Here is a 23,746-nt window from a genome sequence, read left to right as displayed (position 1 = left end):
GTCGCGAGTTCTGTACAGGCCGTACAGATTCAGGGACACCGCCACCAACCCCTCAATCCTCCGGCAGCTGGGGACGCGAGCGCCGCTGACCCTTGATGGCACTGCGCTGTTTCTTGGCCGCCAGGCGCCGCTCCTTGGAACCCCGGGTGGGCTTGGTGGGTCGCCGCGGCGGCGGCGGTGGCTTGAGCGCCTCCTGCAGCAGCTCCACCAGGCGCCGCTGGGCCGCCACCCGGTTTTGCCACTGGGAGCGGTGTTCACTGGCGGCGATCACGATCGCCCCATCCACGAGCTTGTCCTCCAGCCGCCGCAGGGCACGGGCCTGCAACACAGGCGGCAACGCCCGGGACGCCGTCAGGTCAAACACCAGCTCCACCCGCGAGTCGGTGGTGTTCACGTTCTGGCCGCCCGGGCCGGAGGAGCGCGAAAAGCGCCAGGCCAGCTCCGCCGCCGGGATCCGCACCGCCGGGGTCACCTGCAGGTCGTCGCTGGGGCGCGCTGGGGCCATGGCCTGAGCCTGTCACGGGCGACACACCGGCGATGCGCAAGGCTGGAGATTGCAACCCCTGAGCCATGGGCTGGATCGACGAGATCTTCGACGGCGTGCGCTACGGCCTGGCCGGCCAGGTGATCGCCGAAGAGCAGTCGCCCTTCCAGCGCGTCACGATCATCGACAGCGAGCGCTACGGCAAGGGCCTGCTGCTCGATGGCTGCTGGATGACGGCTGAGCGGCAGGAGCGGCACTACCACGAGGCGATCGTGCATCCGGCCCTCTGCGGCGCGGCGAGCATCGAGCGGGTGCTGGTGATCGGTGGCGGCGATGGCGGCACCGCCCGCGAGTGCCTGCGGCACGCCGGCGTGCAGCACCTCGACATGGTGGAGATCGACGGCCTGGTTGTGGAGTGGAGCCAACAGCACCTGCCGAGCATCGGCGGTGGCTGCTGGAGTGATCCCCGCTTCCACCTCACCGTGGGCGACGGCATCGCCTGGGCCGCAGGCGCCGCCGACGCCAGCTACGACGTGGTGATCGTCGATGGCTCCGATCCGGCTGGCCCGGCCGAGGGCCTGTTCAACCGGGCCTTCTTTGAGCAATGCCGCCGCATCCTTAAGCCCGGCGGTGTGTTCGCCACCCAGAGCGAATCCCCCGAGGCCTTTCGCCAGGTGCACATCGACACGGTGAAGGTGATCCGCGAGGTGTTCGGCCACGCCGATCCGATGTATGGGTGGGTGCCGATGTATCCGAGCGGCTGGTGGAGCTGGACGTTCGCCGCCACAGGCGGCCGTCGCTATCTGCAGCCGGATCCCGCCCGCGCCGCGGCCGTGGTCGCTGGCTGTGAGATCTGGAGCCCGCGCTGGCAGCGCGGCGCCTTCGACGCCATCCCCGCCGGCATTGAGCGCGCGCTGGCCAGCTGAACCAGCCGCAATGCAGCTGCATTGCAATTGGCGACGATCGCTTGCCATGCACTGCAGAGAATCCATAGTGCCGCCATGCGCAGGAGTGCCATGGAACCGGCCGCCAATCTTGCCGCTCTGGTGCCACCTGATCGCTGGTGGCCACTACTGCCCACACGCCAGCTGAAGCGCCAACCGACCGCCCTCGAGCGCCTGGGAACCCAGATGGTGGTGTGGCGCAACGCCCGGGGCGAGGCCCATGCACACGAGCGCTTCTGCCCCCACCGCCGCGCCGACCTGGGGCGAGGCCGGATTAGCGGCACCAATCTGGTATGCAAATTCCACGGATTTGAATTTGATGGCAGCGGACAATGCCGGTTGATGCCCTGCGAGGGAAGCGCGGCCAAGATCCCACCTGGAATGGCCATTCGGCGCTTTCCAACCCTGGAAGCCCACGGATTTCTCTGGTGCTGGAGCGGGAGCCCAGACGCCATGCCCGACTCTGTCCCCTATCTGCCGGCCCTGGCCGGGGTCCCACCGCTGGCCTCGGCCGACACGGAGATGGTCTGGGAGATGCCGATCGAGCGGTCGGTGGAGCAGTTGATGGACATCCACCACACCCCCTTCACCCATCCGCTGCTGTGGCTCTCACTCAGTTCCAAACGCAACACACGCATGGTCTACGAAGACCTGCTGCTCGAGGGTGAGCACTGGCGGGGCACGGCTCGTTTCGAGCCCGATGGCGGTGGCGGCAAACCATTTCGGCTGCCCCACCAACTGCTGTTCCCCAACCAGAGCCTGCTCGACTTCGGTTACGGCATTTATCTGTACGCCACGTTGGTCCCGATCAACCGGGAGCGCTCGATTGGCTGGGTGCGCTACCTGGTGAAAGCCCCTTTCCCTCGCGCGCTCTCCGCCATCTCCAACTGGCTAGAGGCTCGCTTTGTGCAGCCGGACGACCTGGCGGTGCTGCTGGCCAACCGGCCAGCGCGTGGCGGTCTTGAGCACCAGTGCCTGGTGAAGGCAGATACCTTCATCGCCCACTGGCACCGCCGCTGGGGCCACCTGGTGCGGGGTGCCTACGACGACGAAGCCAGCAACGGCCCCTGAGCTCAGCGCCAGAGAGTCCGCAATGAGGTGAGCTGCAACCCAAACGCCGGCGCTGCCATGACAACAGCAGGAGGGCCCGGACTGACGCAGTCGGCCAGCAACACCTCAATCAGGGCCTTCGGCAAACCAGCAAATCGCAAGAGGGGGGCTAGCCAGACGGGGATCTGCAAGCGGCGCACCCGCCGCCCTCGGTTCAACAGCGCGATCAATTGATTCAGCCCGTACACCTCCGGCCCCTGCAGGTCAAAAGAGCCATCGACACCCTGTTCCAGGGCAGCCAGGATCGCGTCCACCACATCGGCCAAGGCCACAGGCGCCCAGCGCTGTCGACCGCTGCCCAACACCATGACCAAGCCACCGCCGCCGGCGATCAGGCTGCGGGCGGTGGGACCAGGCTGATCGGGCGGCCCCACAATGTGGCTGCAGCGCAGGATGGTGGTGGTCACGCCCGTGGAGCGGAGGATGGCTTCAGCCGCACCTTTGCTGGCCAGATAAGCGTTGGCTGAGCCAGCGTCTGCGCCGAGGAAGCTGAGAAACACAATCCGCCGGCAGGTTGCAGGCGAAATCGATGCCGCCACCCGCTCGCTGGTGGCGAGATTGGCGGCGGCGTAGTCACCCCGGGCTGGCTTGAGATTGCCCGCCAGATGCACCACAGCCGCTGCTGAGGCCAGAGCCTGCTCAGCCACGGGGGATGCCATCCAGTCGCTGTATTCATCACAGCCCGTGAGGCCAGCTGGGCGGCGCACCAACGCCTGTGCACGGATGCCACGGTGCTGCAACGCAGCCACCAGCGCCCGGCCGACCTGGCCGGAGGCCCCAGTGATCACAAGGGGCTCAGGGATTGGGCACATCACCATCGCAACGTGGCTGCAAACGTGTCATCGACCAGCCATGCGACGGCGGGTGCCCTCGGTTTAGCCAGACAACGGCGATCTGACTTCCCGAGGGCTGCCGATCAAACTGATGGGATCCAGATCATGCGATCCCTGCACAGCTCGGCCTTGAACGCTCTTTTGACCAACGCTTTGTTCGACACCGACGGCGCCATCTACATGGGCAGCCAGCGCGACCCGGCCGGCTGCCGGGTGGGCCTGTTCGGCGTGCCCTACGACGGCACCACCTCCTTCCGCCCCGGCACCCGCTTCGGGCCGGGCGCGATCCGCGAGGTGAGCAGCGGCCTGGAGAGCTACTGCCCCCAACTCGACCGCGATCTGGAGGAGCTCGCCATCGCTGATCTAGGCGCCGTGGAGATCCCCTTCGGCGCCCCCGAGCCGGTGGTGGCGGCGGTGAAGCAGGCCACCGAGGCCGTGCTGGCCATGGGCCTCAAGCCGCTGATGCTCGGCGGCGAGCACTCGATCAGCTCCGGCGCCGTAGCGGCCGTGGCGGCCCAGCACCCGGATCTGGTGCTGGTGCAACTCGATGCCCACGCCGACCTGCGCCACGAGTGGCTCGGCGCCCACCACAGCCACGCCTGCGCCATGCGCCGCTGCCTGGAAGTGCTGCCCAGCCAGCAGCTGCTGCAGATCGCCATCCGCAGCGGCACCCGCGAGGAGTTCAGCGAACTGCGCCAGAGCGGCCGTCTGGTGGCGATCGAGCGGATGGCCGAAGCGCTCAAGCCCCTGCGCGGCCAGCCTCTCTACCTCACCGTGGATCTGGATTGGTTTGATCCGGCGGTGATGGCCGGCACCGGCACCCCCGAGCCTGGCGGCTTCCTCTGGCGGGATTTCGCCGCCATGGTGGAAGAGCTGCGCCACCACAACCTGGTGGCCGCCGACGTGGTGGAGCTAGCGCCCCAGCTGGATCCCACCGGGGTGAGCAGCGTGCTAGCGGCCAAGGTGGTGCGCAGCCTGATGTTCTTGCTGGATCGCTGAGCCGAAAGGGCCTTCAGTAACAACAGGTGCCGCTGGTGCGTTGCTCCCGCAGGCGCTCATGCTGCTGGCTGATCAGCAGCACCGCCAGGGTGGGGTGGTTGTGCAACAAGTTGAGGAAGCGCAGCCGATCGAGCCGCAGAAGTTCCACCGGCGTGCGGGCCAGGGCGTCGTTGCGGTAGATGCCATCGCGCCACACGATGTCCTGGTAGCTGCACAGCTCACCGGGCCGGTAGCAGAGCTTGTCCCCGGCTTCGCTAATCACTTCGATGATGCCGCGCCGCACGCCGTAGATGGCATCAGCTCGGTTGCCCCGGGAAAACACCTTGGCGCCGGTGGGGAGGGTGAGAACCTCGCAATCCACCTGAGCTGCCATCAGCTCGATCGACGTATTGATTGCCGGAGATGCCACCACGCCCGTCACCCCCTTCAAAACATTTGCCTCCTTAATACAACCTAGCCGCCTCGCAGTGCCCAGACTTGGCCTACAAAAGCAGGCCACTTGAAGCAAGCTTCACATTTGCTTCAGCTTTCTGCCAGTGCCGACTCGAGGCTGAGCTGCTGGTTCGGCTGCGCTGACGCTCCTCCTCCAGAAGCTGGCGCGGCCATCACGGGCAACCGCGGCGGACGGGCGGTCCAGTGATGACACCAGAGTTCTGCCGCCAACTCGGGATGGATCGGCAACCGCCGCAGCTGGCACCAGCCAAACTCCCCCCCCGTGGGAGGAGCGCAGTGGCGGCAGCTACGGCAGCAAGGGCGCGAACCCATCCAGGCAGGACTTGGGTCTCTCAAGGTATGGACGACTGCCGCCTCCGGGTAGCCGGAAAACCGAATCTTCCGAGTTCCTTCTGGATTCCCGCCATGGCTGCATAGGATCCGCCCCATGGGCCTCCAGCACACTCCCCTATATGACGCCGCCACGGCGGCTGGCGGCCGGATGGTGCCCTTCGCCGGCTGGGAGATGGCCGTGCAGTTCACCGGCCTGGTGGCCGAACACCACGCCGTTCGACGCCAGTGCGGGGTGTTCGACATCTCCCACATGGGCGTGCTCAGCCTGCGGGGCGATGGCGCCAAGGATGCCCTGCAGGCCTTGGTGCCCAGCGACCTCTTCCGCATCGGCCCCGGTGAAGCCTGCTACACGGTGCTGCTCAATGCGCAGGGCGGCATCCGCGACGACCTGATCGTTTACGACCAAGGCCGGATCGCCGATACCGACGCGCTCTTGGTGGTGATCAACGCCGCCTGCGCCGAGGCCGACACGGCCTGGATCCGCAGCCAGCTGGAACCCCAGGGCATCACGGTGGCCGACCACAAGGGCGATGGGGTGCTGCTGGCCCTACAGGGGCCGGAGGCGGCAGGCCGGCTGGAAGCGCTGGCAGGCACCAGCCTTGCTGGCCTACCCCGCTTCGGCCACCGCAACCTCGATCTGCCAGGGATCGGAACGGCTTTTGTGGGCCGCACCGGCTACACCGGCGAGGACGGCTTAGAGCTGCTGCTGCCCCGCCCGGCGGGCCTAGCCCTCTGGCAGCGGTTCCTGGACAGCGGCGTCACCCCCTGCGGCCTCGGTGCCCGGGACACCCTGCGCCTGGAGGCAGCCATGCACCTCTACGGCGCCGACATGGATGCCACCACCACACCCCTGGACGTGGGGCTGGGCTGGCTGGTGCACCTGGAGATGCCCAAGCCTTTCATTGGCCGCGCAGTGCTGGAGCGCCAGACCACCGAGGGCGTGAAGCGCCGACTGGTGGGCCTGAAGCTGCAGGGCCGCGCCATCCCCCGCCATGGCTACCCGGTGCTGGCCGCCGCGGCCGCTGCGGGAACCACGCCGCTCGGCACGGTCACCAGTGGCGGCTGGTCGCCGAGCCTGGAAGCGGGCATCGCTTTGGCCCTGGTGCCCGCCGAGCTGGCTAAGCCGGGCACCGAGCTGGCGGTGGAGATCCGCGGCAAGGCCGAGCCAGCCCTGGTGGTGAAGCGGCCCTTTTACCGGCGCTAAACATTCAGCTGTCGCCAATTCTGTACAGCCTGTACGGACTTCAGGACGGTCCACCCATCTGAGCTGCTGGGGAGCCCTCAGATGGGACAATCGCGAATCCCAGACCCGATCCCAGATGCGCAGCCACGGATGCGGCGACCTGCGCCACGACGCCAGCGGCCAGGCCGTTCAGCTCTGCGGCTGGGTGGACCGCAGCCGTGACCACGGCGGCGTGATCTTCATCGACCTGCGCGACCGCAGCGGCACCGTGCAGATCACCGTCGACCCGGACAACGGCGCTGCGATGTTTGCCGTGGCCGAGCACCTGCGCAATGAAACGGTGATCCAGGTGCAGGGCACGGTGCGCGAGCGCCCCGCCGACGCCATCAACGACAAGCTGGCCACCGGCCGCATCGAGGTGCTGGCCAGCGCCATCACCGTGCTCAATGCCGTGAAGGGCAACCTGCCCTTCCCCGTGTCGGTGCACGACGAGGAGAACACCCGCGAAGAGCTGCGGCTGCGCCACCGCTATCTCGATCTGCGCCGCGAGCGCATGAACGGCAACCTGCGCCTGCGCGCCCAGACGATTCAAGCCGCCCGCCGCTTCCTGGAAGACCAGGGCTTCATCGAGGTGGAAACGCCGGTTCTCACCCGCTCCACCCCCGAAGGCGCCCGCGACTACCTGGTGCCATCCCGGGTGTGCGGCGGCGAGTGGTTCGCCCTACCCCAGTCGCCCCAGCTGTTCAAGCAGCTGCTGATGGTGGGCGGCATCGAGCGCTACTACCAGGTGGCCCGCTGCTTTCGCGACGAAGACCTGCGCGCCGATCGCCAGCCTGAATTCACCCAGCTGGACATCGAGATGAGCTTCATGGGCCAGGAGGAGATCCTGGAGCTCAACGAAGCCCTGATCGCCAGCATCTGGAAAAGCGTGAGGGGTGTGGAACTGCCCCGCCCCTTCCCACGCCTCACCTGGCACGAGGCCATGGCGCGCTATGGCACCGACCGGCCCGACACCCGCTACGGACTGGAACTCTCCGATGTCTCCGACCTGGTGGCCGACATGGGCTTCAAGGTGTTCAGCGGTGCGGTGGCCGCCGGTGGCTCGGTGAAGTGCATCGCCGTGCCCGGCGGCAATGACGCCATCAGCAACGTGCGCATCAAGCCCGGCGGCGATGTGTTCAGCGAGGCCCAGAAGGCCGGTGCCGGTGGGCTGGCCTTCATCCGCGTGCGCGAGGGCGGCGAGATCGACACCATCGGCGCCATCAAGGACAACCTCACAGACGCCAAGAAGGCCGAACTGCTGGCCCGCACCGGGGCCGAGCCCGGCACCCTGCTGCTGTTCGGCGCCGGCGACACCGCCACGGTGAACAAGGCCCTCGATCGGGTGCGCCAGTTTCTGGCCCGCGAGCTGGGCCTGGTGAAGCCCGACCGCGACAACGACAGCTGGAACTTTCTCTGGGTGGTGGATTTCCCGATGTTTGAGTTCAACTCAGACGAGAACCGCCTCGAGGCCCTGCACCACCCCTTCTGCGCCCCCAACGCAGACGATCTCAGCAACGACCCGGCCGCCTGGGCCACCACCCTGCCCACGGCCCGCGCCCAGGCCTACGACCTGGTGCTCAACGGCCTGGAGCTGGGCGGCGGCTCCCTGCGCATCCACGATTCGGCCCTGCAGCGCCAGGTGCTGCAAACCATCGGCCTGCCCCTCGAAGAAGCCAACCAACAGTTCGGCTTCCTGATGGACGCCCTCGACATGGGCGCCCCGCCCCACGGCGGCCTGGCCTTCGGCGTGGACCGGATCGTGATGCTGCTGGCCGGCGAGGAGTCGATCCGCGACACCATCGCCTTCCCGAAAACCCAGCAAGCCCGCTGCCTGATGACCCAGGCTCCGGCCGGGGTGTCTGGCAAGCAGCTGGAGGAGCTGCACGTGGCCAGCACCTGGGTGGACGAGGAAGCTGGCTGAAAACCAAAACAAATCGGGGGAATCAACGCCTCCGCCCCCATGCGGGCAACGGTGAAGCAACCACCGACCGTTGCGGTTGCCCAACACCCCCGCCATCACCGACCTGGTGCGGCTCTATCTCCAGGACATCGGCCGGGTTGACCTGCTGAGCCAGGAGGAGGAGCTCACCCTGGCTCGCCTGGTGCAGCGGCGCGAGCGACTTCTGCAGGAGGGAGCTGAGCCCGAGCTGGCTGCAGGCGAACGGCGCCAGGCCTTGTACCGCGGCAAGCGGGCCAAGGAGCGGATGATCCAGGCCAACCTGCGACTGGTGGTGGCGGTGGCCAAGAAGTACCAGCGTCGCGGCCTGGAACTGCTGGATCTGGTGCAGGAAGGCGCCCTCGGGCTGGAGCGGGCCGTGGAGCGCTACGACCCAACCCGCGGGTTTCGCTTCAGCACCTACGCCTACTGGTGGATACGCCAGGGGATCACCCGGGCCATCGCCAGCCAAAGCCGCACGATCCGGCTACCTGTGCACATCACCGAGAAGCTCAACCGGATCAAGCGCGCCCAGCGGGAGCTCACTGCCCGCCTCGGCCGCACCCCAACCGTGGCCGAGATCGCCCGGGATCTGGAACTCAGCGAAGCAGCGGTACGCCAGACCCTGCTGCAGGTGCCCCGCCCCGTCTCCCTGGAAGGGCGAGTGGGAAAGGACCAGGACACGGAGTTGGGCGATCTGCTGGAGGACAGCCACAGCACACCGGAGCAGGAGCTGGCCCGCGAGCAACTCCACAACGACCTCACAGCCCTGCTGGAGGAGCTGAACAGCCGTGAGGCCGAAGTGATCCGCCAGCGGTTTGGCCTGGAGGACGACACACCCCGCACCCTGACAGAAATCGGAGAAGCCCTGCACCTGTCCCGGGAGCGGGTGCGCCAGATCGAATCGCGGGCCCTGCTGAAGCTGCGTCAGCCCCAGAACCGCTGCCGGGTGAAGGATTACCTGGGCAGCCTCGACTAAACCAGCCAAACCGGGCTAAAACGAAGTCACTACGGATAAGCCGCCATGGCCAACACCGCACCCCCGATTGACATCGGCATCCCCGAGCCCCAGCGCCTGCAGATCGCCGAGGGGCTAGGCCGGGTGCTGGCCGATTCCACCGTGCTCTACGCCAAGACCCACGGCTTCCACTGGAACGTCACCGGGCCGATGTTCAACACCCTGCACCTGATGTTCATGGAGCAGTACACCGAGCTGTGGATGGCCCTCGACGCCATCGCCGAACGCATCCGCGCCCTGGGCTGCCCGGCACCCTTCGGCGGCGCCACCTACGGCCAGCTCTCCTCCATCCCCGAAACCCAGGGCATCCCAGCCGCCCTGGAGATGGTGCGCGAGCTGGTGCTGGGCCATGAGGCCGTGGCCCGCACGATCCGCAGCGTGATGGTTACCGCCGACGCGGCCAACGACCAGCCCACCGCCGACCTGCTCACCCAGCGGCTGCAGATCCACGAGAAGACCGCCTGGATGCTGCGCAGCTTGCTGGAGGGTTGACGGAGTGCCGATTGGGCGTCTGGCTTCCGCCGAGCGAAAGCCTCCAGGGCTGAGCGGGCCCAAGCCCTCCCCCGGCTCCTGCGGGGTCTGGCTGCGGTGAGCGCGGTGTTGCCCGCGCAGCAGGCGTGACCGCCGAACCCAGCCAGCCCCGCAGGCGCAAGGGAGCCTTGGAACGCCCGGTACATTGAGGGATCGGTCTAGGGATATGAGCAAGTTCGTCTTCGTCACCGGCGGTGTGGTGTCGAGCATCGGCAAGGGCATCGTGGCCGCGAGCCTTGGGCGGCTGCTCAAGAGCCGCGGTTACAGCGTCTCGATCCTCAAGCTTGACCCGTATCTGAACGTGGATCCGGGCACGATGAGCCCCTACCAGCACGGTGAGGTGTTCGTCACCGAAGACGGCGCCGAGACCGACCTCGACCTAGGCCATTACGAGCGCTTTACCGACACGGCCATGTCGCGTCTCAACAGCGTGACCACCGGTTCGATCTACCAGTCGGTGATCAACAAGGAGCGCCGTGGCGACTACAACGGCGGCACCGTGCAGGTGATTCCCCATATCACCGGCGAGATCCGCGAGCGCATCCAGCGGGTCGCTGCCAACTCGGGCGCCGACGTGGTGATCGGGGAGATCGGCGGCACGGTGGGCGACATCGAATCGCTGCCGTTTCTGGAGGCGATCCGGGAATTCCGGGGCGATGTGGGGCGCCACGACCTGGCCTACGTGCACGTCACCCTGCTGCCCTTCATTGGCACCTCGGGCGAACTGAAAACCAAGCCCACCCAGCACTCGGTGAAGGAGCTGCGCTCGATCGGCATCCAGCCAGATGTGCTGGTGTGCCGCAGCGACCGGCCGGTGAGTGAGGAGCTGCGGCGCAAGATCGGCGGCTTCTGCGGCGTCCCCGAACGGGCGGTGATCCAGGCCCTCGATGCCGACAGCATTTACGCCGTGCCGCTGGCCATGGAGCAGGAGGGCCTCTGCCGCGAGGTGCTCGACGTGCTGCAGCTCAGCAACGCTGAAAGTGACATGGCCCGCTGGCAGGAGCTGGTAACCAAGCTGCGGCACCCGGGCCCGGCCGTGAAGGTGGCCCTGGTGGGCAAGTACGTGCAGCTCAACGACGCCTACCTCTCGGTGGTGGAGGCGCTGCGCCATGCCTGCCTGGATCGGGACGCCTCCCTCGACCTGCACTGGATCTGCGCCGAACAGATCGAAACCCAGGGCGCCGAAACCCTGCTGGCAGGCATGGATGCGGTGGTGGTGCCCGGTGGATTTGGCAATCGGGGCGTAGACGGCAAGGTGGCGGCGATCCGCTGGGCGCGGGAGCAGCGGGTGCCCTTCCTGGGCCTGTGCCTGGGCATGCAGTGCGCCGTGATCGAGTGGGCCCGCAACCAGGCCGGTCTGGCCGATGCCACCAGCGCCGAACTGGATCCCGACACGGCCCACCCGGTGATTCACCTGCTGCCCGAGCAGCAGGACGTGGTGGACCTGGGCGGCACGATGCGGCTCGGCGTCTACCCCTGCCGCCTGGCGGCAGGCACCCTGGGCCAGAGCCTCTATGGCGATGAGGTGGTGTACGAGCGCCACCGCCATCGCTATGAGTTCAACAACGCCTACCGCAACCTGTTCCTGGAATCGGGCTACGCCATCAGCGGCACCTCTCCGGACGGCCGGCTGGTGGAGCTGATCGAGCTCAAAGACCACCCCTTCTTCACCGCCTGCCAGTACCACCCCGAATTCCTCTCCCGCCCGGGCAAGCCCCATCCGCTCTTCCGTGGCCTGATCGAAGCCGCCCAGCAGCGGCTGCCGCGGTCGCCCCAGGAAGCCCTCGCCAGCACCAACGCCGTTGCATGACGGGCACCCTGCCCATGGTGGAAACCTTCCACTCCCTGCAGGGGGAAGGCCTCCACGCCGGCCGCAGCGCCTTCTTCATCCGGCTGGGCGGGTGCAACGTGGGCTGCAGCTGGTGCGACACCAAGCACTCCTGGCCCGCGGACGTGCACCCGCAGCGACGCCTGTCGGCACTCGCTGCCGAAGCCCAGGCCGCCGCGATCACCGGAGCCGCCTTTGTGGTGATCACCGGCGGAGAACCGCTACACCACGATCTGGCACCCCTGTGCAACGCGCTGGCTGCCGCAGGGCTGCCGCTGCACTTGGAAACCAGTGGCGTCGATCCGCTGAGCGGCCGCTTTGCCTGGGTCACGCTCTCGCCGAAGGCCCACCGGCCGCCGCTGGCGGAGTTGCTGGCGGCCTGCGATGAGCTGAAGGTGGTGGTGCACGGGCCGGAGGATCTGGACTTCGCGGAAGCGATGGCCACCCAAGCCCAAGCAGCCCGCGGCGGCAACGCCAGCCCCCAGCTCCTGCTTCAGCCAGGCTGGGACTCCGCCAGCGGCCAGGCCCAAGCGATCGACTACGTGCGCCAGCACCCCCAATGGCGGCTCAGCCTGCAGAGCCACAAGCTGCTGGGGCTGCGCTGATCAGATGCGCCGGAGCGCGTCCGTTTTGTCTTTAAACCCACCCAGCAGCAGCTGCAGGTAGCTCACCTTGCGCAGCTTGATGTTGGCGATGAGGCTCATGCCCACCTGCAGAGGCAGGATCTGGCCGCCCTTGAGCTTGAACTGCTGGGAATCGAGGCCCACGATCGCCGGAAAGCGATAGACCTGATTGCGTTCATCCGGCGGTAGGGCATCGGAGCCGATGCTCTTAAGCGTGCCCGCCAACACGCCGAAATCGGTGGCCGGGAAGGAATCGATCGAAATATCCACCGGCTTGCCCACCCGCACAAAGCCGATATCAGAGCTGGCGATCTCCACCTTAGCCTGCAGATCGGAGAAGGGCACGATCTTCATCACCGGCTCACTAGTTTGCGCCACAAAGCCCGCACCCTTGGGCTTGAGATCAAACACCAGCCCATCCACAGGAGAGCGCAAATCCTGATAGCGGATGTTCACCGAGATCTCGGTGAGGCGGCTGCGCAGATCGGCCAACTCGCCATTGAGCTGCTGCACCTGCTGCTGCAAGATCGCCGTTTGACGGAGGCGATCCATCTGTACCTTCGCAAGCTGCCCTTCCACCTCGCGCACCTTGTTGTTCTGCTGCAACACCTGCAGCTCCGCGGCAGCACCAGAGCTCTTCAAGGAATCCAAACGCTCGAGAATCTGACGCTCCAGCACCAGATTGCGGCGCAACACCTGTTGCTCAGTGTCGTTGAAGCTGAGATAGCGGCTGAGCTCCAGCTGTTTAAGCTGTTGTTGCTCTTGCTTGGCTGCGATTCCCTGGCGAACGCTGGCCTGCCGGTCGACAGAGGCTTCGTTGTCGAGTCGCATCAACACCTGGCCCTTTTTCACCCGATCACCCTCCTTCACGAGCAGCTCATCCAACACTCCGCCTGCCGGCATCTGCACCGTTTTCACATTGCCGATCGGCTCGAGCTGACCCGGCGCAATCACCACCTCATCGGTCTGGGCCAACGCCAGCCAGGCCAGGGCCGCACCAGTGGTGCCCATCAAGGTCCAGATGATCGTGCGCACCAAAAAGCGCGATTGCTGCAGCCCGAGCTCCTCGCGGTTGGATTGCACCCGCCGTTCGATGGCGGATTGGGCGGCACGCACCAGCGCGCCAGGCTTCAGGAAAGGAGACATCAGACGGATTCCTGCTGGCGGTAGAGGGCGAAATAACGACCGCGCTGCTCGATCAAAGCGTCGTGGGTGCCGGTTTCCACCACAGCACCCTCATGCAGCATCACGATCCGTTCAGCCCGCCGAATCGTGGAGAGCCGGTGCGTGATGAAAAACACCGTGCAGTGCTGCAAGCCATCCAGCAGGTTTTCACAAACGCGGCGCTCGGTGTCGTAGTCGAGCGCGCTGGTGGCCTCATCCAGCACCAGCAGACGCGGCTTGGAGAGCAAGGTGCGCGCCAGAGCCAGTCGTTGACGCTGGCCGCCAGAGATGTTGCCGCCCCGCTCGCCCACGTTGGCGCTGTACCCTCCCGGCAACTCCATGATGAAGTCGTGGGCGCAGGCCAGGCGCGCTGCTTGCACAATCGCTTCGCTGCTGGCATCGGGGTCAGTGAGGGCGATGTTTTCAGCCACTGATCCGGAAAACAACAGCGGCTCCTGGGGCACGATGCCGATCTGACGCCGCAAGGAATACAGCTCCACCTTGTCGATGTCGTAGCCATCGATCAGGATCCGGCCGCTGTTAGGGGCATAAAGACGCGAGAGCATCTTGGTGAGGGTGCTCTTGCCGCTCCCGCTCTGGCCCACCACTCCCACAAACGTGCCAGCCGCAATGGTGAGGTCGATGTGGTTGAGCACCAGCGGCCCGCCGGGCGTAAACGAGAAGCACACATCGTTGAAGCGCACCTCACCCTCGATCGGCGGCAGCGGAATCTTGCCTTTGTCGGCCTCATCCGATTCCTCCGGCGTATCCACCACATCAGCAAGCCGCTCAAAGCTCACCTTCAGCTCCTGGATGTTTTGCCAGATCGAGGAGAGCCGCAGCATCGGCTGGGTCACGTAGCCCGAGATGATGCGGAAAGCAATCAGCTGGCCCAGGCTCATCTCACCCTTGAGCACCAGCGTGGCCCCCACCCACAGCACCAACAGCTGCGAGAGCTTCTGCAACACCTTGGAGGTTTCGGTGAGAACCGTGCCCGTCACGGTTTTTTCAAAGGTGCGGGCGATGTAGTTGTTGTAGAGGCTCTGCCACTTCCAGCGGCTGATCATCTCCACGTTCTGAGCCTTCACCGTTTGGATGCCAGTGAGCACCTCCACCAGGTGGCTCTGGGTGCGGGCATTGTCCTGGGCTGCGTCGCGGTATTGGCGGCGAAACAGAGGCGCCCCCACCACCGTGAGGCCCACCTGAATCGGCAACACGCACAGGGCGATCAAGGTGAGCAGCCAGCTGTAGAGCAGCATCACCACCACGTAGATCACCGAGAAGGCGGCATCCAACAGCGTGGTGAGAGCCTGGCCAGTGAGGAAATTGCGGATCTTCTCCAGCTCGGCGATGCGGGTGCCGAGCTCACCCACCGGGCGGCGATCGAAATAGCCCAGCGGCAATCGCAGCAGGTGATCGATCACCTCAGAACCCAGCCGCAGATCGATGCGGTTGGTGGTTTCCGTAAAAAGAAAGGTGCGCAACGCGCCGATCACACCCTCCAACAACGTCACCACCACCAGGGCAATGCCGAGGACCTGCAGTGTGTCGAGGCTGCGCTGAGAGATCACCTTGTCGATGATCACCTGGATCAACAAGGGATTGGCCAGGCTGAACAGCTGCACCACAAACGAGGCCAGCAGCACCTGCAGCAGGATGCCGCGGTAGCGCCGCAGCGCTGGCCAGAACCAGGCAAAGCCGAAGCGTTGCTCGGGGGTGGTGTTGCGCCGCTCCAGCAAGAGAAACTCGATGCCTTCGGGGAAGACATCCGGCAACGCCTCAGGCGGCACCTGCACCATGCCCTCCCGCGGCGAGGCCACTTGCAGACCGCGGGCATTGGCAGCGCGCACCAGAGCAAAGCCCTCTTTCCAGGGGATCAGGGCCGGGGTTTGCAAGCGGGTGCCCTGACTGGTGGGCACCCGCAAGCCACTCACGTGCAGACCCATCATCGCGGCGATATTGCCGCAGAGCTGCAGGTCTGGGGTCTGGCCGCGACGCAGGGCATCGCGCAGGATCTTCTCGATCGCATCCCGCCGGAAGGGCAGCTCCAGCTCCGCCGCCAGCATCTGGAAGCAGGCCAGAGTTTCCTCGAGCGGCCCCTCGCCGCGCAGCAAGCGGAAGGGCTTCTGGTCGCGCTCGCCCAGATCCAGGCCAGAAGCCAGCGGTCCGGTCCCAAGTCCCCCTGCCGATGCAGCACCAATGGGCACCAAAGCTCCGGCCGCAACAGGTTCGGCCTCCACCAGCTCAGGGCTGCTGGCAAGCGGCTCCAGCCAGTTGGCGGCGATGGCGATCAGGCGGGCCGGCAGGGGTGGCTTGGCGGCGGGAGGACCGGCGGCGGGATCCAGCCGGGAGCCAAGCGGGTGAACGGGCAGGTTGTTGCTGGCGGCCAACAGAGCCAGAGAAGCAGGCAAAGCGGCCAGGGCAGCCTGGGTTGGCTGCACCAGCACGGCCGAGTGGCGTGCCTCCTGCAGCAGTGCCGGCAGGCTGCTCTGCGAGCGGGGGTGGGCCTCCACCAGCAGCTGCACCAGGCCAGCCAGTTCGGCAGTAAACAGCTGCCCGCCGCACCACTGGGCAAAGCTGGGCTCACGCTCGAGCAGCTGCAGCACCAGGGCATCGGGCAGGGCCAGGGCCTCCAGCTCACTGGCGGCGCTCACCTCTTCACAGGCCTGCACGCGCAGCAGCGAGGCCAGGCCCACCACATCGCCAGGCCCCAGCTTCTCGAGCGTGGTGAGGCGGCCCTGATCCCGACCCAGGAGGCGCGCCTGACCGGCACTGATCCAGAGGATCTCGCTGGGGATCAGGCTGCTATGGCAGAGCGGCTGGCCCGCGCCGAAACGGCGTGGGCTGGCGGCAGAGGCCAGGGCGGCGGCACCCTCGGGGCTAAGGGCCTGGAAAGCGGGATGGCTGCCGAGCAGCGCGGCGGGGGTGGCGGCAGGGCTCATGCGAGCTGCTCCTCACTGCCGGGCAGCACCAGCGGCCGCAGCTGCTCGAGCTGAGCGGCCACCTCGGCCTCCAGCCAGTCGTCAAAAAGTTCCTGACTCATTTGTTCAGCCATGACCTCATCAAACGTGGCCGGAGTGAGCGATTCCACCCGAAACACCAGCCACCAGCTCTCGATCCGAAACGGCTCCTGCACCAGCCCTGGCGTTGCGGTGCGCAGTCGCTCCACCAGCATGGGGTGGGCCTGGGTGAGAGGAGCTGGCCCCACCACACCGCGCGTGCTGCGCTCCGGGCCCTCCGAATACTCAGCTGCCAAATCGGCGAAATTGGCCGCCCCTTCATCCAAGCGCAGGTAGAGCTCACGGGCCAGCCCCTCATCGCCGAGGCGAATCAGGCTGTACACCACCCGATCGAGCTGAGTTTTGCGCTCGAGAAAGCGGGCCTCCGCCTTGGGCTTGTAGAGCCGATCGCAGTGGCGCCGCAGCCGCAGCGGTCGCTCGATCAAGGCACTGAGGGCCTCTGGGCTGAGCAGTTGGGCCTGACGAAACAGCTCAAGCTCCTCGGCGCTGCCGATGCGCCGCTCCCGGGCAAAGGCGGCGAGCGCCAGCTGCCGCTCGTCCTCGCCGAGCTGCTCTTGGGCGAGGACGTTGACAATCAAGCGTTGACGCAAGTACGGCCAAAGCAAGCCTTCCTCAGCCAATCGGGCCAAGGAAGCTAGGGGCAAACCTGCAAACTCAGACATCAAACAGCTATAGCCCCACTAGCAAGAGTAAGTCAACGAGAAAGTGAGATTCAAGGTCCTTAGGATAATGCCATTTCGCATAGTAACGAGTCTTATTTGGCAGCGCTATCGCTTCACAGCTTGCTCCTGCCGCGTCTCGGCCTTCCATAGACGCCAGCGCACCTGCAGATCCTTTGGGGTGTAAATCACGATCGGCAGGCTGGCGTTGTAGGGCACCACGGTGGGCTGACCAGCCAAAGGCACGAAGGCCCTGCGCTTGGGCTGATCGGGTGGGCAGGCCATGCGCGTTGAAGCGGAGAGATCGCCGCCGCTGACGCGGTAAACGCGGTAGCCCCTTCCGGGCAGGCTCTCGTAGCGGATGCGGCCGCGCAACAGCTGGCGGTTGCAATCCACCTCCAACTCCCGGCCCACGATCAACTCCACCCGCCAGTCGGCCGGGTTGGGGGAGATCACTGGATCGCTACTGGGGCGCAGCACTCCGGGCAACTGGATCACCCAACGGGATTCACCGGGAGCTGGCGCCGGATAGGGCTTGAGATCGAGGCGCGGAATCGCCGAGGCCGGTGTGACGGCCAGCGCCAGCGGCAGTGCGGCCGCCGCAGCAGCCAAGGTCGCCGCGCGACCCCAAAGCATCCCCATTGAGTTATCTCAGCACTGCCGCCATCGTGGCGGGATTGAGCGCCGCTGGCCTCAGGGAAGATGTACATCTGTACAACCTCTGTGAGCGACTCGCGAAGCAGACCCTCGCCCTGGCCGTTTCGCATCCGTGACCATGCCCACTCCGCCCCTGGCCATCGCCCTGCTCTCCGGCGGTTTGGATTCCGCCACCGCCGCGGCCCTGGCGGGCGAGGCCGGCCACCGCGTGATCGGGCTCTCCTTCGATTACGGCCAACGCCACCGCCGCGAACTGGAAGCCGCCACGGAGCTGGCCGTCGCCCTGGGCCTCGAGGAACACCACACCATCGCCGTCAACCTGGCGGCCTGGGGCGGCTCTTCCCTCACGGATGGAGCCCTGGCCATCCCCATCGATGGCGTCGAGGCAGGTGTGATTCCCAGCACCTACGTGCCGGGCCGCAACACTGTGTTCATCGCCCTGGGGCTGAGCCTGGCTGAAGCCCGCGGCGCCGAGCGGCTGGTGCTGGGAGTAAACGCCGTCGACTATTCCGGCTATCCCGACTGCCGCCCCGACTACCTGGCCGCCTTCCAGACCCTGGCCAACCTGGCCAGCAAGGCCGGTCGCGAAGGCCACGGCGCCCAACTCTGGGCGCCGCTGGTGAGCTGGAGCAAGACGCGCATCGTGCAGGAAGCCCTGCGGCTGGGGGTGCCGATTGCAACCACCTGGAGCTGCTACGCCGGCGGCGAGCAACCCTGCGGCGTGTGCGACAGCTGCCGCATCCGCGATGCCGCCCTGATCGAAGCCGGACGACCCGACCTGGCCAGCCACCCGACGGCCCCATGAGCCAGCGCCACCCCCTGTCCTGGCGGGAGCCCTGGCCGTTGGTGCAGGCCCTGGCCGCGGCACTGGGCAGCGAAGGGCTGGTGTGGCTCGATGGCGATGGCAGCCCCCAGGGCCGCTGCAGCCGCCTGGGCCTGGCACCACTGGAGCAACGGGTGTGCCGAGGGTTACCGGGCCAGGCCGGGGCAGAGGATCCCTTTGCCGAGTTGGCCGCCCTGGCCGAGGGCGGCGGCCACTGGATGGGCTGGCTGAGCTACGAAGCCGGGGCCTGGGTGGAACCGGCCTCCCACTGGCATCACCCCGACATGGCCCTGCTCTGGGCCGCCCGCCACGACCCGGTGCTGGTGATCGACCACGAGGCCCGGGAGCAGTGGCTCGAAGGCGAAGATCCAACCCGGCTGGCCGCCTTTGCGACGCTGCTGGCTGGCCTGGATCTGGACGGGGCAGGCACCCACACCCCGGCAGACCCGCCACAGGCAGCCATCCCCCCGACGGCCTGGCACTGGCACACCCCACCCGAGCGCTTCGCCGAGCAGGTGGCGCAGATCCTCAGCTGGATCGCCGCCGGCGATCTCTTCCAGGCCAACCTCACCGCCTGCTGTGAGCACCAGCTGGAGGGCGCCGCCGATCCCCTGGCGCTCTACGGCCGCCTGCGCCGCGCCTGCGCCGCACCCTTCGGTGGCCTGGCGATCGCTGGTGCCGCAGCAGCCGGAGAAGCGGTGCTGTCGGCCTCGCCGGAGCGCTTTCTGCGGGTGGATGGGGCCGGGCTGGTGGAAACCCGGCCGATCAAGGGCACCCGGCCGCGCCACCGCGACCCCGAGGCCGATGCGGATGCCGCCGCCGACCTGGTCTGCAGCCCCAAGGACCGGGCCGAAAACGTGATGATCGTCGATCTGCTGCGCAACGACCTGGGCCGGGTGTGTGTGCCGGGCTCGATCCAGGTACCCCAGCTGGTGGGTCTGGAGAGCTACCGCCAGGTGCACCACCTCACCTCCGTGGTGCAGGGCCAGCTGCGAAATGGGCTCACCGCGATCGATCTGCTACGGGCCTGCTGGCCGGGGGGGTCGATCACCGGCGCCCCCAAGATCCGCGCCTGTGAGCGGCTGCATGGCCTTGAGCCGGTGCCCCGCGGGCCCTACTGCGGCTCCCTCTTCCGGTTGGGGAGCGATGGCAGCTTCGACAGCAGCATCCTGATCCGCTCACTGCTGCTGCGCGGCCAGCGGCTGCGGGCCCATGCCGGCTGCGGCATCGTGGCCGACTCCGATCCCGGCGGGGAAGCCGAAGAACTGGGTTGGAAGCTGCAACCGCTGCTGGAGGCCCTGGCATGAGCAGTCCAGCTGCGACCATCGCCTGGCTGGCCGACCCCTCGGGGCCAGGGTGCTGGGGCCCGCCGGAAGATCTGGCGCTGCCGATCAGCGATCGGGGCCTGCTGCTGGCCGATGGCGTGTTTGAAACGCTGCTGGTGGAGGGGGGCCGCGCCTGGCTGCTGGAGGAGCACCTCGATCGCTGGCAGCGCTCCGCTGCCCTGCTGGCCCTGCCGCCCCCACCGGGCGTGGCGATCGTGAAACCCCTGATCACAGAAGCCAGCCGCCGCAGTGGCATCGGCAGTGGCATCAGGAGTGGCATCAGGAGTGGCGCCCTGCGGCTCAACTGGAGTCGGGGCTCAGGGAGAAACTCAGGCAGCGGGGCAGGGAGCCGCGGGATCGCCATTCCTAATGCGTGCACCCCGCGCTTCTGGCTACAGCTCAGTGCCATCGAGCCGTGTTTTGAGCCGGTGCGGGTGATCGTCAGCCCCACCGAAGAGCGCAGCGCCACCAGCCTGCTGAGCCGTTGCAAGAGCTTCGCCTACGGGCCCTCGATCCAGGCCCGCCGCCAGGCCCAGGAGGCCGGCGCCGATGACGCCCTGCTGCGCAGCTCCGCTGGCGGGCTCTGCTGCGGCACCACCGCCAACCTGCTGGTGCGCCGCAACAGCAGCTGGATCACGCCGCCGCTAAGCCATGGCTGCCTGCCGGGCGTCATGCGGCAGCGGGCTCTCGATCGCAGCCTGCTGGTGGAGCAGCCGATCCAGGAGCAGGATCTGGCCCGCTGCGAAGCGGCCTGGTTGATCAACAGCCTGGGCTGCCGGCCGATCAGCCACCTGGATGCCACCCCCTTGGCCGGCGAGGGCACAGGCAGCAGCCTTGGCGGTGAGGCCGAGACGTTCTGGCGGCAACTGCTCCTGCCCAGGCGAGGATGATCACATGACGACTCGTTGATGACCAGCTCCGGACTCTCCCGCCAGCTGGGGCTGCGCAGCCTCACCCTCGCCGTGGTCACCAGCACCATCGGCTCGGGCTGGCTGTTTGCCCCCTTCTATGCCGCCCGCAGTGCTGGCCCGGCCGCTCTCGGCGCCTGGCTGTTGGGCGGCGTGCTGGCCTTCAGCCTGGCCCTGGTGTTTGCCGAGCTGGGCTCCCTGGTGAGCAGTTCCGGCGCCCTGGCCCAAATCCCCCTGCTCAGCCACGGCCGCACCGCCGGCTTCATCGGCGGCTGGAGCGCCTGGATCGCCTACCTGGCCCTGCCCACCATCGAGGTGCTGGCGGTGTTGCAATACCTGGCCAGCAGCTTTCCCTGGCTCACCGTGGCGGCCACCACCAGCCAGGGCGGGGCCGGCCAGGTGCTGAGCGGCCCAGGGCTGGCCCTGGCCACGGCCCTGCTGGTGGTGCTGGCCTGGATCAACCTGGCGGGCGTGGGCTGGTTGGCCCGCTGGATCGATGGGCTCACGACCTGGAAGCTGGCCATCCCCCTATTGATCTCGGTCACCCTGATGCTGGCCTCGGGCCATTGGGGCAACCTGCGCGCCATCCCCCAGGCCCCCGCCCAAACCCTGCAAGGCATGGTCACGGCGATCAGCAGCGGCGGCATCCTGTTTTCCCTGCTGGGATTCCGCACCGCCATGGATCTGGCCGGCGAGGCCCGCCGGCCCCAGCGCACCGTGCCCCTGGCGATGGCCCTCGGCCTGGGCATGTCCCTGGCCGTTTACGTGATCCTGCAGTTGGCCTTCCTGGTGTCCGTTCCCCCCGACCAGCTCGCCGGCGGCTGGGCCCGGCTGCAACTCAGCGCCCATGGCGGACCGCTGGTGGCCCTGGCCATGGGCCTGGGCCTCGGCTGGGTGGCGCGGCTGCTGCTGCTTGATGCGGTGATCTCCCCCAGCGCCACGGCCATGACCTACATGGGCGCCTCGGCCCGGGTGGGCTGGATGATGGGGCGCTGTGGGCTGCTGCCGGGCAGCCTCGGACGACTCAACCGTCAGGCCGTACCTTCGGTGGCGCTGCTGGTGAGTTTGGCCATGGGGGTGCTGATGCTGCTCAGCGGCCCCAGCTGGCAAACCGTGGTGAGCTTCCTAACGGCCACCTTGGTGATCGCCCTGGCCATGGGCCCGGTGAGCCTGATCGCCTTGCGAGAGCAGCTGCCCCAGGCCCACCGCGCCTACCGCCTGCCCGGTGCCCGCCTGTGGTGCCCCGCCGCCTTCGTGCTGGCCACCTGGGCGATCAGCTGGTGCGGCAGCAGCGCCCTGCGCGGCGCCAGCCTGATCGTGCTGGTGCCGGCGAGCCTGTTTGCTCTGGCTGATCGGCAGCAACTGCGCCAGGGCCTGTGGTGGTTTCTCTACCTGGGCGGCATCGTGGCCATCACCAGCATCGAGCTGGGGCTGACGAGCCAGCTCAGCGTGTTGGCGGCCTGGGCCCTGGTGGTGTTTCCCATCGCCACCCACTCACGGCTGGCGCAGGCCCACCCGGATGCCCAGGTCGAGCCCACTCAGTTGCAACCCGATCAGTTGCAGCCCATCGTCGAGATGCGGTAGGTGAAACCGGTAGCGGCTTGATCGGCACTGGCGCCGATCTTGAAGTTGAGCTGGCTCACGGTCTTGCCGGGGATCGCCGGGAAGGGGCCCCACATCCGACCCGTTCCCACCTGGGGTGCAAACGACTCGTTGATCACCTGCAGGCTGGAGCCATCGGTGAACTTCAGGTATCCCTGAATCGGATAGGTGGCACTCACCGAGGAGTTGGCGGTGAAGAAAAACTTGTAGCTGCCGTAAGGCTGGGTGACGAAGAAATCGGTGTTCCAGTTGGGGCGGCCAAAGGGATTGCCCGGCCCAATCGTCTTGGTGATGATGTTGGTGACGCCATCGCCACCAACGGGGGCCAGGAACTGACAGGTCTGCGCCTGGGCCGGCAAGGAGCCCGCCAGGAGACCTGTGCTGCAGAGACCTGCGGCGGCGGCGGCAACAAAAGAAGAGCGCATCAACAATCCAAAGCGTGAACTTGAGGCCCAGTCCTAGCCAGGGAGCAGGGACTCGACAACCAACCCGTCACCAGGCCCAATCACCAGACCCAAAGCTTCAAACGCTCAGGAAGCGCTGGATCATCTCCTTGCTGAGGTCGGCGGTGGAGCCACTGGCCACGATGCCCCCCTTCTGCATGGCGTAATACCAATCGGCCTGGCGCACGAAGCTGGCGTGGTGCTCGACCAGCAACACGGAAATCCCCGTCTCGCGAATGATCCGAGCCACGGCGCGCTGAATGTCGAGTACCACGGAGGGCTGGATGCCTTCGGTGGGCTCATCGAGCAGCAAGAGGCGGGGCTTGCCCAATAGGGCGCGGGCAATCGCCAGCTGCTGCTGCTGGCCGCCGGAGAGGTCGCCACCGCGGCGGGCCAAAAACGTTTCCAACACGGGAAACAGCTCAAACACCAGCGGATCGATGTGGCGATGGCGCGCCATCCCCCCCGGTAGAGCTTCCAAGCCCAGCAACAGGTTTTCGCGCACGGTGAGCTGGGGGATGATCTCCCGCCCCTGGGGCACGTAGCCGATGCCGGCCCGGGCCCGGCGATGGGGCGGCAGACCGCCGCAGGCGCTGCCAGCCAGGTCGATGCGACCGCTGCGCTGGGGCACCAGACCGATGATCGACTTGAGCAGGGTCGTCTTGCCGACGCCATTGAGCCCGATCAAGCAGGCCATCTGACCCGGCGCGATCGAGAGATCGACGTTGCGGAGGATATGGCTCTCCCCGTAGTAGACGTTCAGCCCGCGCACGCTCAGCAGGTGGCCGGCCTCGTCCTGGGGGGGATAGGAGTGAGAGGTCATGGTGG

General features: G+C 67.1%; 22 protein-coding genes. 13 read left to right on the top strand and 9 right to left on the bottom strand.

Annotated elements, in window-relative coordinates; genetic code table 11:
- Positions 1-52: 52 nt before the first annotated feature.
- The gene (gene arfB, locus KBY70_RS09695; RefSeq protein WP_254988342.1) at positions 53-505 is read right to left on the bottom strand and encodes an alternative ribosome rescue aminoacyl-tRNA hydrolase ArfB; all 453 of its coding nucleotides are present in this window, start codon (positions 503-505) and stop codon (positions 53-55) included.
- A gap of 65 nt (positions 506-570) precedes the next feature.
- On the opposite strand from arfB, the gene speE reads away from it, so the two are divergent.
- Together speE and KBY70_RS09685 are read left to right on the top strand one after the other, a co-directional pair.
- A complete protein-coding gene (speE, locus tag KBY70_RS09690) occupies positions 571-1,410 on the top strand; it encodes a polyamine aminopropyltransferase (RefSeq protein WP_254988340.1) in 840 nt (279 codons plus the stop codon).
- Positions 1,411-1,485: 75 nt separating this feature from the next.
- Entirely contained in the window at positions 1,486-2,499 is a 1,014-nt protein-coding gene (locus KBY70_RS09685) for a Rieske 2Fe-2S domain-containing protein (RefSeq protein ID WP_254988339.1), read from the top strand.
- A gap of 2 nt (positions 2,500-2,501) precedes the next feature.
- Here the strand turns inward: KBY70_RS09685 and KBY70_RS09680 are convergent, their stop codons facing one another.
- On the bottom strand, positions 2,502-3,350 hold the full coding sequence (locus tag KBY70_RS09680; protein WP_254988337.1) for an SDR family oxidoreductase: 849 nt from the start codon (positions 3,348-3,350) through the stop codon (positions 2,502-2,504).
- 201 nt (positions 3,351-3,551) lie between these two features.
- Between KBY70_RS09680 and speB the strand changes: the two genes are divergently transcribed.
- Positions 3,552-4,370, top strand: a complete 819-nt coding sequence (gene speB, locus KBY70_RS09675) for an agmatinase (protein WP_254988359.1) — start codon at positions 3,552-3,554, stop codon at positions 4,368-4,370.
- Positions 4,371-4,383: 13 nt separating this feature from the next.
- On the opposite strand, the gene KBY70_RS09670 is transcribed toward speB, so the two are convergent.
- Positions 4,384-4,731, bottom strand: coding sequence for a cyclic nucleotide-binding domain-containing protein (locus KBY70_RS09670; RefSeq protein ID WP_254988336.1), 348 nt, complete (start codon positions 4,729-4,731; stop codon positions 4,384-4,386).
- 519 nt (positions 4,732-5,250) lie between these two features.
- Here KBY70_RS09670 and gcvT point away from each other — a divergent pair.
- The 6 genes from gcvT to KBY70_RS09635 all read left to right on the top strand — a co-directional run bounded on the left by gcvT (position 5,251) and on the right by KBY70_RS09635 (position 12,299).
- Positions 5,251-6,360, top strand: coding sequence for a glycine cleavage system aminomethyltransferase GcvT (gene gcvT / locus KBY70_RS09660; protein WP_094558883.1), 1,110 nt, complete (start codon positions 5,251-5,253; stop codon positions 6,358-6,360).
- Between the two features lie 115 nt (positions 6,361-6,475).
- A complete protein-coding gene (aspS, locus tag KBY70_RS09655) occupies positions 6,476-8,302 on the top strand; it encodes an aspartate--tRNA ligase (RefSeq protein WP_254988335.1) in 1,827 nt (608 codons plus the stop codon).
- 76 nt (positions 8,303-8,378) lie between these two features.
- On the top strand, positions 8,379-9,296 hold the full coding sequence (locus tag KBY70_RS09650) for an RNA polymerase sigma factor, RpoD/SigA family (protein ID WP_315859723.1): 918 nt from the start codon (positions 8,379-8,381) through the stop codon (positions 9,294-9,296).
- Positions 9,297-9,341: 45 nt separating this feature from the next.
- Positions 9,342-9,827 carry a Dps family protein gene (locus KBY70_RS09645; protein ID WP_094558886.1) on the top strand — a complete coding sequence of 162 codons (486 nt, stop codon included), beginning with the start codon at positions 9,342-9,344 and terminating at the stop codon, positions 9,825-9,827.
- Positions 9,828-10,032: 205 nt separating this feature from the next.
- Complete coding sequence (locus tag KBY70_RS09640) at positions 10,033-11,676, top strand: CTP synthase (RefSeq protein ID WP_254988333.1); 1,644 nt, start codon at positions 10,033-10,035, stop codon at positions 11,674-11,676.
- Entirely contained in the window at positions 11,673-12,299 is a 627-nt protein-coding gene (locus KBY70_RS09635) for a 7-carboxy-7-deazaguanine synthase QueE (RefSeq protein ID WP_254988331.1), read from the top strand. The genes KBY70_RS09640 and KBY70_RS09635 overlap by 4 nt, the downstream gene beginning before the upstream one ends.
- Here the strand turns inward: KBY70_RS09635 and KBY70_RS09630 are convergent, their stop codons facing one another.
- The 4 genes from KBY70_RS09630 to KBY70_RS09615 all read right to left on the bottom strand — a co-directional run bounded on the left by KBY70_RS09630 (position 12,300) and on the right by KBY70_RS09615 (position 17,796).
- On the bottom strand, positions 12,300-13,463 hold the full coding sequence (locus KBY70_RS09630) for an HlyD family secretion protein (protein ID WP_254988329.1): 1,164 nt from the start codon (positions 13,461-13,463) through the stop codon (positions 12,300-12,302).
- Entirely contained in the window at positions 13,463-16,423 is a 2,961-nt protein-coding gene (locus tag KBY70_RS09625) for a peptidase domain-containing ABC transporter (RefSeq protein ID WP_254988327.1), read from the bottom strand. Before KBY70_RS09625 ends, KBY70_RS09630 begins: the two co-directional genes overlap by 1 nt.
- Positions 16,420-17,079 carry a peptidylprolyl isomerase gene (locus KBY70_RS09620; protein WP_254988325.1) on the bottom strand — a complete coding sequence of 220 codons (660 nt, stop codon included), beginning with the start codon at positions 17,077-17,079 and terminating at the stop codon, positions 16,420-16,422. The genes KBY70_RS09625 and KBY70_RS09620 overlap by 4 nt, the downstream gene beginning before the upstream one ends.
- A 189-nt stretch (positions 17,080-17,268) precedes the next feature.
- On the bottom strand, positions 17,269-17,796 hold the full coding sequence (locus KBY70_RS09615) for an ecotin family protein (RefSeq protein ID WP_254988324.1): 528 nt from the start codon (positions 17,794-17,796) through the stop codon (positions 17,269-17,271).
- A gap of 139 nt (positions 17,797-17,935) precedes the next feature.
- Between KBY70_RS09615 and queC the strand changes: the two genes are divergently transcribed.
- The 4 genes from queC to KBY70_RS09595 are packed head-to-tail and all read left to right on the top strand — an operon-like array spanning position 17,936 to position 22,457.
- Positions 17,936-18,622 (top strand): 7-cyano-7-deazaguanine synthase QueC, encoded by a 687-nt coding sequence (gene queC / locus KBY70_RS09610; protein ID WP_254988357.1) that lies wholly within the window; start codon positions 17,936-17,938, stop codon positions 18,620-18,622.
- Complete coding sequence (locus KBY70_RS09605) at positions 18,619-19,947, top strand: anthranilate synthase component I family protein (protein ID WP_254988323.1); 1,329 nt, start codon at positions 18,619-18,621, stop codon at positions 19,945-19,947. Before queC ends, KBY70_RS09605 begins: the two co-directional genes overlap by 4 nt.
- Positions 19,944-20,855, top strand: a complete 912-nt coding sequence (locus KBY70_RS09600) for an aminotransferase class IV (RefSeq protein ID WP_254988322.1) — start codon at positions 19,944-19,946, stop codon at positions 20,853-20,855. Before KBY70_RS09605 ends, KBY70_RS09600 begins: the two co-directional genes overlap by 4 nt.
- 18 nt (positions 20,856-20,873) lie before the next feature.
- Positions 20,874-22,457: an APC family permease gene (locus KBY70_RS09595; RefSeq protein ID WP_254988321.1), complete on the top strand. Its 1,584-nt coding sequence runs from the start codon at positions 20,874-20,876 to the stop codon at positions 22,455-22,457.
- On the opposite strand, the gene KBY70_RS09590 is transcribed toward KBY70_RS09595, so the two are convergent.
- Together KBY70_RS09590 and urtE are read right to left on the bottom strand one after the other, a co-directional pair.
- Positions 22,427-22,900, bottom strand: a complete 474-nt coding sequence (locus KBY70_RS09590; RefSeq protein ID WP_254988320.1) for a hypothetical protein — start codon at positions 22,898-22,900, stop codon at positions 22,427-22,429. The genes KBY70_RS09595 and KBY70_RS09590 overlap by 31 nt on opposite strands.
- Before the next feature lie 97 nt (positions 22,901-22,997).
- Complete coding sequence (gene urtE / locus KBY70_RS09585; RefSeq protein WP_094558894.1) at positions 22,998-23,741, bottom strand: urea ABC transporter ATP-binding subunit UrtE; 744 nt, start codon at positions 23,739-23,741, stop codon at positions 22,998-23,000.
- Between the last annotated feature and the right edge of the window lie 5 nt (positions 23,742-23,746).

This window comes from Cyanobium sp. ATX 6E8 (assembly GCF_024346335.1).
GTDB lineage: Bacteria > Cyanobacteriota > Cyanobacteriia > PCC-6307 > Cyanobiaceae > Cyanobium_A.
The sequence above is the reverse complement of the archived record's forward strand: the minus strand, read 5'-3'. Positions and strand labels throughout refer to the sequence as shown.

Bases quoted from the DNA above. Each gene is read 5' to 3' on its own strand.
- arfB (WP_254988342.1), bottom strand. From the start codon at position 505: ATGGCCCCAGCGCGCCCCAGCGACGACCTGCAGGTGACCCCGGCGGTG.
- speE (WP_254988340.1), top strand. From the start codon at position 571: ATGGGCTGGATCGACGAGATCTTCGACGGCGTGCGCTACGGCCTGGCC.
- KBY70_RS09685 (WP_254988339.1), top strand. From the start codon at position 1,486: ATGCGCAGGAGTGCCATGGAACCGGCCGCCAATCTTGCCGCTCTGGTG.
- KBY70_RS09680 (WP_254988337.1), bottom strand. From the start codon at position 3,350: ATGTGCCCAATCCCTGAGCCCCTTGTGATCACTGGGGCCTCCGGCCAG.
- speB (WP_254988359.1), top strand. From the start codon at position 3,552: ATGGGCAGCCAGCGCGACCCGGCCGGCTGCCGGGTGGGCCTGTTCGGC.
- gcvT (WP_094558883.1), top strand. From the start codon at position 5,251: ATGGGCCTCCAGCACACTCCCCTATATGACGCCGCCACGGCGGCTGGC.
- aspS (WP_254988335.1), top strand. From the start codon at position 6,476: ATGCGCAGCCACGGATGCGGCGACCTGCGCCACGACGCCAGCGGCCAG.
- KBY70_RS09645 (WP_094558886.1), top strand. From the start codon at position 9,342: ATGGCCAACACCGCACCCCCGATTGACATCGGCATCCCCGAGCCCCAG.
- KBY70_RS09640 (WP_254988333.1), top strand. From the start codon at position 10,033: ATGAGCAAGTTCGTCTTCGTCACCGGCGGTGTGGTGTCGAGCATCGGC.
- KBY70_RS09635 (WP_254988331.1), top strand. From the start codon at position 11,673: ATGACGGGCACCCTGCCCATGGTGGAAACCTTCCACTCCCTGCAGGGG.
- KBY70_RS09630 (WP_254988329.1), bottom strand. From the start codon at position 13,463: ATGTCTCCTTTCCTGAAGCCTGGCGCGCTGGTGCGTGCCGCCCAATCC.
- KBY70_RS09625 (WP_254988327.1), bottom strand. From the start codon at position 16,423: ATGAGCCCTGCCGCCACCCCCGCCGCGCTGCTCGGCAGCCATCCCGCT.
- KBY70_RS09615 (WP_254988324.1), bottom strand. From the start codon at position 17,796: ATGCTTTGGGGTCGCGCGGCGACCTTGGCTGCTGCGGCGGCCGCACTG.
- queC (WP_254988357.1), top strand. From the start codon at position 17,936: ATGCCCACTCCGCCCCTGGCCATCGCCCTGCTCTCCGGCGGTTTGGAT.
- KBY70_RS09605 (WP_254988323.1), top strand. From the start codon at position 18,619: ATGAGCCAGCGCCACCCCCTGTCCTGGCGGGAGCCCTGGCCGTTGGTG.
- KBY70_RS09600 (WP_254988322.1), top strand. From the start codon at position 19,944: ATGAGCAGTCCAGCTGCGACCATCGCCTGGCTGGCCGACCCCTCGGGG.
- KBY70_RS09595 (WP_254988321.1), top strand. From the start codon at position 20,874: ATGACCAGCTCCGGACTCTCCCGCCAGCTGGGGCTGCGCAGCCTCACC.
- KBY70_RS09590 (WP_254988320.1), bottom strand. From the start codon at position 22,900: ATGCGCTCTTCTTTTGTTGCCGCCGCCGCCGCAGGTCTCTGCAGCACA.
- urtE (WP_094558894.1), bottom strand. From the start codon at position 23,741: ATGACCTCTCACTCCTATCCCCCCCAGGACGAGGCCGGCCACCTGCTG.